Source organism: Herbiconiux sp. A18JL235 (genome assembly GCF_040939305.1).
Lineage (GTDB): Bacteria > Actinomycetota > Actinomycetes > Actinomycetales > Microbacteriaceae > Herbiconiux.
Map to the genome: position 1 here is coordinate 3,318,167 of NZ_CP162511.1, position 12,201 is coordinate 3,330,367.

A 12,201-nucleotide genomic window follows, 5' to 3' on the forward strand; every position below is an offset into this window, starting at 1 on the left:
ACCTCATGATGCAGCAGCGCACAGCCGCCTCCGGCTCCCGAGCCTTCAAGGACTTGGGAGTCGGGGCGGCGCCCCGACGTCCCCTTCGCGTCCGCCTCTCACGCTGGGTGAAGGGCGGCGGTCTCTGGGCCATCGTCTTCGGCGCCCCCCTTGTGATCGTCTTCGCCTATTTCGCCTGGGGGCCGATCGTCAGCGGCGTCGTGCTGTCGCTCCAGAAGACCAACTTCCTCACCACCACCTGGGTGGGGTGGTCGAACTTCGAGTTCGTGCTCACCGACCCGGTGCTGCCGAAGGCAGTCGCCAACACGATCGCCTTCACCTCGATCTCTCTGCTCATCGGCGCACCTCTCCCTCTCGCGCTCGCCGTGGTGATGGCCGAACTCCGCCGGCGCAAGGGCCTGTTCAGCGCCCTCGCCTACCTGCCCGTGGTGATCCCCCCGGTCGTCGGCATCCTGCTCTGGAAGGTGATGTACCTGCCGGGCGAGGAGGGGTTGTTCAACTCGATCCTCGGCAGCATCGGTCTCGGTCCGTTCGCCTGGCTCAACTCGGAGCAGATGGTCATCCCGTCGATGGTGGTGGCCAGCACCTGGGCGGGAGCCGGCACCGCCGTCATCATCTACCTCGCGGCGCTCGGCGGCGTGCGCCCCGAGCTCTACGAGGCCGCCGAACTCGACGGCGCCGGGGTGTGGAGACGCATCTGGCACGTCACGCTCCCGCAGATCCGCGGTGTCGTGCTGATCCTGCTGCTGCTGCAGATCATCGGCACGCTCCAGGTGTTCAACGAACCCAAGCTGCTGACCGGAGGCGGGCCCAACAACGCCTCGATCACGGTGCTGATGATGATCTACCAGTACGGCTTCGTGAACTCCAACTACGGTGCGGCGGCGGCACTCAGCGTGCTGCTGGCGCTCGCCCTGGCGCTCATCTCGGTCGCCTACCAGTTCGCCACCCGGAGATGGAGTGACAATGACTGACCTCGACATCCGCGAGGAGGCAGCGGCGCCCGTGCGCGATCGCGGCTTCTGGCGGCGCTCTCCCCGGAGCGCCGACGACGAGGCGGTGCGCTCGGCGGTGTCGTGGGGCGACCGTCACGACCCGCGAGTGCGCTGGACCCTCCGTGTCGTCCAGATCCTCGTCTTCGTCGGCCTCGTCGTCGCAGCGGTGTTCCCGATGATCTGGCTGGCCAAGGCGTCGATCTCGACGACTGCCGACCTCATCCGCGACCCGCTCGGCTGGTGGCCCTCGGGGGTCGACTTCAGCAACTACGCCGTGGTCTGGAACGAACTCGGCATCTACAAGTACCTGCTGAACACCCTGTGGCTCGCGCTCGGCAGCGCCGCGGTCACACTCGTGGTGTGCATCACCGGCGCGTACTGCCTGTCCATCCTCCGGCCGCGCTGGGGCGCCGTGGTGTACTGGGCGGTGCTGGCGACCCTGTTCATCCCCGGCGTCATCTCCCTGGTGCCGCTCTACCTGACGGTGCTCGACCTGCCCGGTCTCGGCATCAGCCTGCTGAACACGATGTGGGCGGTCTGGCTTCCCGCCGGCGCCAGTGCGTTCTCGCTCGTGCTGGCGAAGCGGTTCTTCGATTCCATCCCGCGTGAGCTCATCGAGGCGGCCCGCATCGACGGCGCCGGGCCTGTGCGCGTGCTCTGGTCGATCGTGATCCCGCTCTCCCGGCCCATCATCAGCGTGCTCGCGCTGCTCAGCTGCGTCTCGGCGTACAAAGAGTACCTGTGGCCCCTGCTGGTACTGCCCGACCCCGAGGTGCAGCCGATCTCGGTCGCGCTGCCCAGGGTGGAGCCGTCGCTCGAGTACTCCGCGATGATGGCGGCGCTGTTCCTGTCGCTCCTCGTGCCGATCGTGCTGTTCCTGATCTTCCAGCGGCAGTTCCTCCGCAGCGTCGGCATGGCGAACGGCATCAAGGGGTGACGCCGCCGAGGATCGGCTGAGCTAGTGTCGGTGAGATGGACGGCGTGAGGAGGTCTCGATGAAGCAAGCCCCCGAGAATTCTGTGCGGCGCGCGAACCTCCGTGAGGTCGCCGCCCTCGCCGGGGTCTCCCTCTCGACGGCCTCGCGGGTGCTCTCGGGCTCGTACCCCATCTCGGGCGCGACGCGCGAGAAGGTCGTGGGCGCGATGCGGGAGCTCGGCTATTCCGAGTCGCGTACCCGACGGCGCGAGGCGACGCGCACCATCGGCGTGATCGTCACCGACGTGCGATCGTCGCTCGTCTCGGGCGTCACCGCCGGCATCGACGCCGCCGCCGCCGAGAACGGCCGCATCTGCACCATCTTCCCGACGGAGGGCGATCTCGATCGGGAGCGCGACATCGTGCGGCTCGCCGCCAGGCAGCGCGAGCTCGACGCCCTGGTCTTCGTCGGTGGCATGCAGCGGGCCGACGACTACCCCGACCGGCTCGGCGACTACCTCACCATGCTCGGCGACGTGGATGCGGGGCTGGTGCTGTGCGCCCGGCCCGACGACACGGGCACCCACCCCGGCACCCTCAGCGTCGGCTACGACAACGAGGGCGGCGCGTTCGCGGTCGCGAGTTATCTCGCCTCGAAGGGACATCGCCGCATCGCCTTCGTCGGAGGCGTGCGCAACCACTCCACGACCGAGGGCCGTCTGCTCGGCGTGCGTCGAGCCCTGGGCGCGCTCGGCCTCGAGCTCGAGGTGGCCTACACGGAGGAGTTCCAGCCGAGCAGCAGCCGGCGCATCCGCACCAGCGACCCCACCTACGCCAACACGCGGCGGCTGCTCGAGGAGCATCCCGAGGTGACGGGCATCGTCGCGAACAGCGACTTCCACGCCGTCGAGGTGGTGCGGGCGCTTCACGACGCCGGGGTCGACGTGCCGGGAGAGATCTCGGTGGTCGGCTACGACGACAACGAGGTGGCGCTGCAGGTGCGCCCCAACCTCACCACCGTGCACCTCCCGGTGTTCGACCTGGGTTGGGAGGCCGCGCGTCTCGCCGTCGAGAAGCCGGTCTCGGGTCTCCCCGGCTCGGCGGTCGAGCTCGGCACCCACGTCGTGGTGCGCGACTCGGTGGCGCCCCCGCGGGCGTAGCGCCCGTCGCACGCCGGCCGCACCCCGGGGCCGCCGCTCAGGCCATGCTCGCCGGGAGCCACGGCAACTCGGCCTTCCCGTACTTCCAGGCGCGCACGTCGCACGATCGCTCGTGACCCTCGAACGACTCCACCCGCGCGGCGCGCCCGCACTGCCCACCGAGCCGGGGAGTCGGGGCCGTTCCCGGCCTGGCTCAGCAGGTCGACCGCCACGACGAAGGGATCGGCGGCGTCGTCGGCGAGCACAGCACCTCGGTGGGCCCGGCGGATGCGCGTTGCGCTTTGTTTCTACGTTTTGTTTCTGTAGTGTCTCTATAGCGTTTCTCCGCGACGCTCCCACCGCAATCACATTCGTGAGGATCCGATTTCATGACACGACGGCGTGCATTCTCCACACTGGGCTGCCCCTCCGCGAGCGTCGAAGAGGTCGTCGGGATCGCCGAGACCTCGGGATGGAACGCGATCGAACTGCGGTCGGCCGACGACTCGTTCGCGCATCCGGGGCTGGATGCGTCCCAGCGGGCCTCCGTGGCCGCCGCGCTCGGCGGGGTGGATCGGGTCTGCCTCTCGACCTACGTCGCACTCGGCAGCACCGAGGCCGACGACGAGCGGGTGCTCGCCGGCCTCCGCGCCGAGGCGGAACTCGCCCGCGACCTCGGGTTCACGGCCATCCGGGTGTTCGCGGGCGGCGGCGACGACGCCATGATCGTGCGCCGCCTGCGGGCTGCCGCCGGCCACGCCGGAGTCGACATCTGGCTCGAGACCCACGACAGCCACTCCACCGGGCTCGCCGTCGCCAGGGTGCTCGACGCGGTCGACGACGCGCGCGTCGGCGCCGTCTGGGACATCGCGCACCCCTGGGCGGCCGGAGAGCCGGTCAGCACGACCGCTGCGCTGTTGGCGCCATGGCTCCGCCATGTGCAGATCAAAGACATCGCGAGTCGTCGCGACCCTCTGCCCGTACTCCCCGGAGCCGGGTCGCTGCCGCTCGGCGAGGTGCTGACCCAGCTCGACTCCCGCGGCTACGACGGCCGGCTGGGTCTCGAGTGGGAGCTGCGCTGGCATCCCGACCTGCCACCGCTGGAGGATGCACTGGCTGCCGCCGACTCATGGCTGGAGCGCTTCCCCCTCGAACCGCGCACCCCCGTGCGCACCGTCGACGACGCGCTCGAGGCCCTCACGCTCGAGGAGAAGGTCGCGCTGGTCAGCGGGAGCGGCTTCTGGACCACCGCGGCCGTGCCGCGAATAGGCCTCCGCCCGATCGTCTTGTCCGACGGGCCGGCCGGGGTGCGCGGCCCCTCGATGGACGAACGGCAACCCTCGCTCAACCTCCCCTCCGCCGGTGCGCTGGCGGCCAGCTGGGACCCGTCGGTGGCCTACCAGGTCGGCACCGAACTCGCCGTCGAGGCCGCCCGTCACGGAGTCGACGTCGTGCTGGGGCCCACCGTGAACCTTCACCGCACCCCGCTCGGCGGGCGGTCGTTCGAGTCGTTCTCGGAAGACCCTCTCCTCACCTCGGCTCTCGCCGTGCGCTACATCGCCGGGCTGCAGGACAACGGCGTGGGCGCCTGCGCCAAGCACTACGTGCTGAACGACTCCGAGACCGAGCGCATGACCGTCTCGGTCGACGTCGACGACACGACACTGCGCGAGCTCTACCTGCGACCGTTCGAGGATGCGGTGGCCGCCGGCGTCTGGACGGTGATGAGCGCCTACAACTCGGTCGACGGGGTGCGCATGACCGAGCACGAGCTGTTGCGCGACCCCCTGCGGACCGACTGGGGTTTCGACGGCGTAGTGGTCTCCGACTGGTCGGCGGTGCGGTCGCTCGACTCGGCCTCCGCCGGTCAGGATCTCGCCATGCCCGGCTCCGACGGGCAGCCAGGCGGCGTCTGGGACGACGGGCTGCTCGCTGCCGTGCGGTCGGGCGAGGTGGCCATCGACTCGCTCGACGAGAAGGTGCGCCATCTGCTGACGCTCGCGCAGCGCGTCGGCGCGCTCGGGGCCGACCACCGGGTGGGAGTCGCCGCCTCCGACTCCCGCGCCGCCGAGACGGCCCGGCTGCTGCTCGAACGGGGCTCGGTGCTGCTCGCGAACGACGGCACCCTCCCGCTCCCGGTCGGCGAGACCACGATGAAGGTCGCTGTGATCGGCCCGGGAGCGGTGCGGCCTCGCACGCAGGGCGGCGGCAGCGCCGCGGTCGTCCCCGACCGCGTCAGCACCCCGGCGGAGGCGCTCCGGGCCGTGCCGGGTCTCGAGGTCACCGAGCACGCGGGCGTCGTCGCCGAGCACCCTGAGGCCTTCCCCGCCTCCGAGCTCCGCGCGCCCGACGGCACTCCGAGCGCTGTGCGGGTGCGCCTCACGGATGCGGCGGGCCGCCTGCTGAGCGACGAGCTGCGTTCCTCCTCGCGCCTCATCTGGCTCGGCGATCTGCCCACCGCCGCCCGCGAGATGACGGCGGAGTTCGACGCACTGTTCCACCGCGACGGACCGGTCGAGATCGTCGTCGAACTGCCGGCCGGCGGATCGCTGACCGTCGACGGCACCCGCGTCACGGCCGAACCCCACGAGTCGCCCCTGTCGGCGACGGTCGAGGCGGTGGCCGGGCGTGCCGTGCGCATCGAGGTCGTCGCCCACGCTCCGCACGACCTCGAGCTGCGCATCCTCGACGTGCGCATCGGGCGGCTCTTCGAAGATGCCGTCGGCGCCGCCGAGGCGAGGGCGGCCGCGGTCGCGGCGGCCGCGGCCGCCGACGTGGCCGTCGTCTTCGTCGGCACGGATGCACGCATCGAGACCGAGGGTCGCGACCGCACCGACCTCTCGCTGCCCGCCGCCCACGACGCCCTCGTCGAGGCGGTCGCGGCGGCCAACCCCCGCACCGTGGTGGTCGTCAGTGCGGGCGCTCCCGTCGAGCTGCCCTGGCGCGACCGGGTGGCGGCGGTGCTGCTCACCTGGTTCGGCGGGCAGGAGTTCGGAGACGGCGTCGCCGCATTGCTCACCGGCCGCGCGGAGCCGGGTGGCCGGCTGCCGACGACCTGGCCCGACCGCCTCGCCGACGCCCCCGTGCAGAACGTCGTGCCGACCGACGGCACGCTCTGGTACGAGGAGGGCATCGCGATCGGCCACCGCGCCTGGGCCCTCGGCACGAACCGGCCCGCCTTCGCGTTCGGCCACGGGCTCGGGTACACCTCGTGGCGGCTCGGCGACATCGCGGTGGAGACCGAGGACAGCGACGGCGATGACGGCGGCGATGACACCGTGATCGTCGTGAATGTCGGCAACACGGGCCACCGCCGCGGCAGGCAGGTCGTGCAGGTCTACCTCTCGCGGCCCGACTCCACCGTGTCGAGACCGCCGCTCTGGCTCGGCGGGTTCGCGTCGATCGAGCTCGACGCCGGCGCCCGGGCCGAGGTGCGCATCCGTCTGCCCCGCCGGCAGTTCGCCCACTGGTCGGAGGAAGAGCACGCCTGGCAGATCGAGCCGGGCGAGTTCACCGCCAGGGTGGGCTTCTCCGCCACCGACCTCCCGCAGTCGATCGCGTTGTCGACGACCTGACCCACCATCTTCGAGGATCCCATGCACTCCGACCTTCCCCTCGAGCAGCTCCGCGAGCACTCGCCCGCCCTGACGCTGCCCGCCGACTTCGAGTCGTTCTGGAGCGACACGCTCGCGCTCACCCGGGAGCTGCCGCTCGACGTGCAGCGGGAGGAGGTCGAGCTCGGCTTCCCCGGCCTGCGTGTGTTCGACTTCTCGTTCGCCGGGTACGGCGGCGACCACATCCGGGCCTGGCTGCGCCTGCCGACGCACCCCGAGGGCGAGCCGGTGCCCGGGTTCGTGGAGTTCCACGGCTACCGCGGAGGCCGCGGACTCGCCCACGAACCCCACCTCTGGCCACAGGCGGGGTTCGCGCACCTCGCCGTCGACACCCGGGGGCAGGGCGGCGCCTGGACGGCGGGCGCCACGCCCGACCCGCACGGGGGCACCGGCCCCGAGACGGCGGGCTGGGTCACCCGGGGCATCGCCTCCCCCGCCACCTATTACTACCGTCGGGTGTTCGTCGACGCCGTGCGCGCCGTCGAGGCGATGCGGAGCATCCCCGAGGTGCAGGCCGGTCAGATCTTCGCGGGCGGCGTCAGCCAGGGCGGAGGGATCGCCCTCGCCGCCGCCGGCCTCCTCGACGATCTCGCAGGGGTCGTCGCCGACGTCCCGTTCCTCTCCGACTTCCCCGAGGCCCTCACCCTCACCTCCGACTACTCCTCGGGCTACGGCGAGGTGCTCCAGTACCTCATGGTCAACCGCGACCAGGAGAGCCTGGTGCTCGACACGCTGTCGTACTTCGACGTGGCGAACCTCGCCACCCTCGCCCAGGCGCCCGCGCTCTTCTCCGTGGCGCTCGCCGACTCGGTCTGCGCACCGCGCACGGTCTTCGCGGCGTTCAACCGCTACGGCGGCACGGACAAGGAGATCGCCGTCTACCCCTACAACGGGCACGAGGGCGGAGGCGCCCACCAGGCGTGGCGGGCGGTGGAGTGGGTGCGCGAGAGGTGCGCGGCATGACCGCCGGGCGGCCCAAGGCCCTGCTGTCGATGTGGAGCGACGTCGTGCAGGAGGTGTTCCCGCCGGCGCTGCGGGCCGAGCTCGAGCAGGTGGTCGAGCTGCTCGACCCCCGCCCGCTGACGAGCCTCGACGACGCGGTCGCCGGGTGCCTCCCCGAGGCGGAGGTGCTGGTCACCAGCTGGGGTGCGCTTCCGGTCGACGACGAGCTGCTCGCTCGCGCGCCGAAGCTCCGCGCCGTCTTCCATGCGGCGGGCTCGATCAAGGGCACCGTGCACGATGCCGGCTGGCGCGCCGGTCTCGTGGTCACCTCGGCCGCCGCGCTCGGCGCACAGCCGGTGATCGAGTACACGGTGGCGGTGATCACGCTCGCCGCGCACCGCATCTTCCCGCTCGCGCAGAGCTACCGTGAGGGGTCTTTCGTGCCGGTGCGCGGCCGTCGCGGCCGCCCGGGCACCACGGTGGGAATCGTCGGTGCGTCGGCGATCGGGCGCGGCGTCATCGAGCGGCTCGTCGACGACGGCTGGGACGTGTCGGTGTACGACCCCGTGGTCGACCCCGCCGTCGTCGCCGGGCTCGGCGCCCGGCAGGTCGAGCTCGACGAGCTCTGCGCCTCGAGCGACATCGTGTCGCTGCACGCTCCGGATGTCGCCGCGACCCGTCGCATGATGGATGCGCGGCGGCTCGCGCTGATGAGAGACGGCGCCACGCTCGTCAACACAGCCCGCGGCGCGCTGGTCGACCACGACGCGCTCCGCGTGGAGTGCGCGAGCGGGCGCCTCGACGCGATCCTCGACGTCACCGACCCCGAGCCGCTCGAGCCCGGCGACCTGCTGCTGCGACTGCCCAACGTGTTCTGCACACCGCATGCTGCGGGGGTGCAGGGCACCGAGGTCGCTTCGCTCGGCGCGTTCATGGTGGAGGAGCTGCGCCGCTATGGGCGCGGCGAGCCGCTCCACGGGGCGATCGACCACCGCCTGCTGCCTGTGCTCGCCTGAGGCCGGCGGGCCCGCTCCTCGAGCAGACCCGCCGGCCCCGAGTTCGACCGCCTCAGGGCAGGTCGTAGACGAGCGTGTGCGGCACGGACGGCTCGAGCGAGACGGTGATGCGCCCGTTCGATCCCACCGTGTAGTAGTCGCGAAGCTCACCGTCGACGGTCACGCTGAACGCGCCGGGGTCGAGCAGCCCGAGCGTGAGGTTCGCGGCGGGGGTCGCGCCAGGGGCCACGGCGTCGACCTGCACGGTGATCGCCGTGCCGTTCGTCGCGAGCCGGAGGTTGCGCCGGCCGCCGCTCACCTCGACCCGGGCGCCACCGAACTCCACGAAGGTCGCGTCGACCGCCGTCAGCGTGGTGGGCACCGGCGTCGAGCCCTCGCTGCGCACGAGCAGTGCCCGGCCGTTGCCCGAGGCTCCGGCGACGGAGAGCACTCCGTAGCCGTCGCCGCTGGTCGCGATGGCGAGGGTGTCGAGCCGGTTCGGCCGGGCGAGCTCGGCGCTGAACTGGCTGCCGCTCGCCGCCGAGGTGAGCGTGGCGGCGTCGACCGCCGAGCGCTGCGGCACGAGCGCGGTGGCGATGCGGGCCGAGGTCGCGCCGGGCACCGTGGTGCGCCAGGTCGTGCCGAGCTCGGGCAGCAGACCGGTGCCGTTGGTGAAGGTCGCGCCGCTGTCGGGCGAGGCCTGCAGGTAGCGCGCGGTGACGGTCGAGGAGCCGACCGTCTGCGCGATGTCGCTCCCGCCGGTCACCGCGGAGACCGTCCCCTTGCTGTGGAACAGCGAGTGGATGTTCCTCGCGGAGGAGACCGTCACGTCGTCGAGCACGATCGCCGCCTGCCGGTCGACGTAGGCGATGGTGCGCCGCGCCCGGGTGATGCCCGAAGTGCTCGGGGCCGCGTAGAGACCCGTGGTGTCGGCCACCACCACGGTGTCGGCGCCGATGGCGTTGACGGCGGGAATGGAGGCCCGGCCTCGCATGTCGGTGTACGGCTGGGTGAACCCCGACGCCCGTTCCCCGGCCTGGCCCACGTCGGAGCCCGCCACGACAGCGTTGGTCTGCTTCGTGAGGTAGGCCCCGTAGGGTGCGTACGCGCCGAAGACGGCTCCGCCGAACGAGAGGCTGAAGTGGCCGCCGTCGGGGTGGTCGTGGCCGACGTTGATGTAGCGGGAGTTCGGGCCGAGACGGTCGCGCCATTCGTTGAGGCGCACGCCTCCCATCACTCCCGCCTTGAGGTGCAGCGAGACCGCGTCGGCGCTCCAGTCCGTCCGCGACGCGAGGATTCCGAGGTCGGGGTAGAGACGCGTGGTCTGTCGGCTGTCGAGCCCCGCGGCCGCCAGGGAGTCGTCGTGCCAGAGCAGATTCCAGGCGTTGTAGAAGAACGAGCTCACCCCGGCGGGGCCCGACTGGTACACCCGCTGGAGGAACTCCTGCAGCTGCGAGTCCTGGTACTTCGAAGCGATGTGCCAGAGGTAGGGGTTGAAGTAGTACAGCGACCCGTCGGTGTCGCCGTAGGAGAACTGCCCGACGTTCCTCGGCAGCGAGACGTCGATCTTGAACGCCCCCATGCCCGGGATCTCCGGCTCCGCCCAGAGGTCGCCGCCGCCGACCGATTCCAGCACGTCGACCGCCCGCACCAGGTGCTCGTTGCCGTAGGTCGCGTAGGTGATGCTCTCGTGCTGCGAGCCGTCGGGCGAGATCCAGCTGAGCACCTGACGCAGCTGGCTCCGGCCGAACTCCAGTCGGTAGTCGTCGCTCTCCGAGCTGTCGGCGGCACCGTCGCCGTGGATGGCGGCGGCTGCGGTGACGATGCCGTCGATGCGGAAGTGACGGTGGTTCGGCTGCGGGTCGTTCTTCCAGTAGGCGTCGTTCGCGATACCGGTGTTCGAGAACTGCGCGATGAGGCGGTCGGCCTGCAGGGCGAGCTTGTCGCGGATCATCGTGCGCTCGGCCTCGGAGAACAGCTCGAAGCACCAGTCGTAGGCGATGGAGACGCCGATGAGGCCGACGGCGTTCGACATCGACCCGCCGTTCTCACCTCCCCAGTTGGGGAAGTTCGCCGGGTCTGCGACGTAGAGCGTCCAGTTGCGGACCTTCGTGGCGTAGGCACTGTCGCCCGTGATGAGGTACGACATCGCGAGCTCCGGCAGACCCCAGTACACCGTCTGCCACTCCCCGTCGTTCCCGGCACCGGTGATCGTCGGCAGCGCCGCGCGGGCCGTCGCGTAGCCGAGCATCGAGTTCACGAAGCCGGCGTACGCCGGCGCGGCCGCGCGGCGCTGCAGCTCGCTCATCGAGACCCGGGTGCCCAGGATGATGCGGGGATGCTGCCCGTTCAGCGCCGGGTCGAACAGCCCGCTCGCGTCGGGGACGGTACCGAGGGCGGGCAGTAGGCCCTGGCCGGCGGCGGAGACGGAACCCACGGCCGCGGCACCCACGAGGGTGCCGAGCAGGAGGCTTCGCCGGGAGACGGGACGGTCGGGAACGGGTGGTGGATTTCGATCGGTACGCACGTGACTCCTCGTTGAATGGTGCGGTTGTTTCATGATGTTCCTGAAACAAACGGATGTGGTTGGCACGGTAATCCCACGTCGACCGCCCGTCAAGGGCTGGTCCCGGAGAACGCGGCACACGGGGGCGGGAGGCGTCAGGCGACGCCTCCCGCCCCACTGATGGCACCTACCAGGGCGCAGGCACGGAGATGGGGGTCCCGTCGGCGAGTTCGTTCCCGCTCCACACCAGCGTCGTCGGCACCGGACCGGTGACGCGCACGGGCGGACTGCCCACTGCATCCGACACGATGTTGTCGGTGACCGTGACGGTTCCCTGGGTGCCGTTCAGGCGCAGCGGGTAGTAGGAGTTGACGGCGTGCATGAGCACGTTGCACGAGATGGTGAGGTCGGCCACCGGGTCGGAGTCCGAACCCATGGTGAAGATGGCGGCATTCACGGTGTCGTTGACGATCCCGCTTGCGGGAGTCGGGTCGATCCAGCTGTTCGTGATCGAGATGCCCGTGCCGCGGGTGATCTGGATGCCGTCGACGTGCTGGCCGTAGAGCGGCCTGAGCTGCTCGATGCGCACGTTGTCGATCGTGACGAGATCGTTCGCGATGAACAAGCCGTCGGCCAGGATCGTGCCGGGCGACCCGAAGATGTGCGTGTCTCGCACGGTCGAGCCGTCGGAGAACTTGATCGGGCCGTTCACATCGGAGTCCTGGATCGTGAATCCGAGACCGCCGGCGGTTGAATAGACGGCGTAATACGCATCACCCACCAGGGTCGAATCGCGGATGACGACCCCCGGGTGATCGATGTACAGCCGCCCCCTGATCTCGACGTTGTCGAGAACCTGGTTCGCGGCGGTCGTGTGGACGCTGCCGGTGAGCACGGTCGGGGCGGGCAGCGCCGACGACCGCCCACCCGTTCCCGGCGCGGGGCACGATGCAGGATCAGCCTGCGCCGAGACACCTGGAGCGAGAGCTCCGGCGAGCGCAAGTGCAGCAGCGAACAACCCGAGCGCGACGTTGCGTCGTGGTTTCATCATGTCGTCTCTCCTTTTGTTTCTACGAACAACGTGCGAACACGTTG

8 protein-coding genes are annotated in these 12,201 nt (G+C 70.9%); 6 read left to right on the top strand and 2 right to left on the bottom strand.

All coding sequences use genetic code 11. The features are described 5' to 3' along the window. The first annotated feature begins 8 nt into the window (after window positions 1-8). The 6 genes from ABFY20_RS15525 (at window position 9) to ABFY20_RS15550 (ending at window position 8,621) form a co-directional block, all read left to right on the top strand. A complete protein-coding gene (locus ABFY20_RS15525) occupies window positions 9-974 on the top strand; it encodes a carbohydrate ABC transporter permease (RefSeq protein WP_368497142.1) in 966 nt (321 codons plus the stop codon). Then, entirely contained in the window at window positions 967-1,932 is a 966-nt protein-coding gene (locus ABFY20_RS15530) for a carbohydrate ABC transporter permease (RefSeq protein ID WP_368497143.1), read from the top strand. Before ABFY20_RS15525 ends, ABFY20_RS15530 begins: the two co-directional genes overlap by 8 nt. 58 nt (window positions 1,933-1,990) lie before the next feature. Continuing rightward, window positions 1,991-3,070 (top strand): LacI family DNA-binding transcriptional regulator, encoded by a 1,080-nt coding sequence (locus ABFY20_RS15535; RefSeq protein WP_368497144.1) that lies wholly within the window; start codon window positions 1,991-1,993, stop codon window positions 3,068-3,070. A gap of 368 nt (window positions 3,071-3,438) precedes the next feature. After that, a complete protein-coding gene (locus ABFY20_RS15540; RefSeq protein ID WP_368497145.1) occupies window positions 3,439-6,624 on the top strand; it encodes a glycoside hydrolase family 3 C-terminal domain-containing protein in 3,186 nt (1,061 codons plus the stop codon). Window positions 6,625-6,645: 21 nt separating this feature from the next. Continuing rightward, window positions 6,646-7,626 carry an acetylxylan esterase gene (locus ABFY20_RS15545; RefSeq protein WP_368497146.1) on the top strand — a complete coding sequence of 327 codons (981 nt, stop codon included), beginning with the start codon at window positions 6,646-6,648 and terminating at the stop codon, window positions 7,624-7,626. Then, entirely contained in the window at window positions 7,623-8,621 is a 999-nt protein-coding gene (locus ABFY20_RS15550) for a hydroxyacid dehydrogenase (RefSeq protein ID WP_368497147.1), read from the top strand. The genes ABFY20_RS15545 and ABFY20_RS15550 overlap by 4 nt, the downstream gene beginning before the upstream one ends. 52 nt (window positions 8,622-8,673) lie before the next feature. On the opposite strand, the gene ABFY20_RS15555 is transcribed toward ABFY20_RS15550, so the two are convergent. Together ABFY20_RS15555 and ABFY20_RS15560 are read right to left on the bottom strand one after the other, a co-directional pair. Further along, entirely contained in the window at window positions 8,674-11,127 is a 2,454-nt protein-coding gene (locus ABFY20_RS15555) for a hypothetical protein (RefSeq protein ID WP_368497148.1), read from the bottom strand. Window positions 11,128-11,293: 166 nt separating this feature from the next. Then, window positions 11,294-12,157, bottom strand: a complete 864-nt coding sequence (locus ABFY20_RS15560) for a hypothetical protein (protein ID WP_368497149.1) — start codon at window positions 12,155-12,157, stop codon at window positions 11,294-11,296. Window positions 12,158-12,201 lie beyond the last annotated feature (44 nt).

Excerpts from the sequence above, each read along its gene's own strand:
- ABFY20_RS15525 (WP_368497142.1), top strand. The coding sequence starts at position 9 with ATGCAGCAGCGCACAGCCGCCTCCGGCTCCCGAGCCTTCAAGGACTTG.
- ABFY20_RS15530 (WP_368497143.1), top strand. The coding sequence starts at position 967 with ATGACTGACCTCGACATCCGCGAGGAGGCAGCGGCGCCCGTGCGCGAT.
- ABFY20_RS15535 (WP_368497144.1), top strand. The coding sequence starts at position 1,991 with ATGAAGCAAGCCCCCGAGAATTCTGTGCGGCGCGCGAACCTCCGTGAG.
- ABFY20_RS15540 (WP_368497145.1), top strand. The coding sequence starts at position 3,439 with ATGACACGACGGCGTGCATTCTCCACACTGGGCTGCCCCTCCGCGAGC.
- ABFY20_RS15545 (WP_368497146.1), top strand. The coding sequence starts at position 6,646 with ATGCACTCCGACCTTCCCCTCGAGCAGCTCCGCGAGCACTCGCCCGCC.
- ABFY20_RS15550 (WP_368497147.1), top strand. The coding sequence starts at position 7,623 with ATGACCGCCGGGCGGCCCAAGGCCCTGCTGTCGATGTGGAGCGACGTC.
- ABFY20_RS15560 (WP_368497149.1), bottom strand. The coding sequence starts at position 12,157 with ATGATGAAACCACGACGCAACGTCGCGCTCGGGTTGTTCGCTGCTGCA.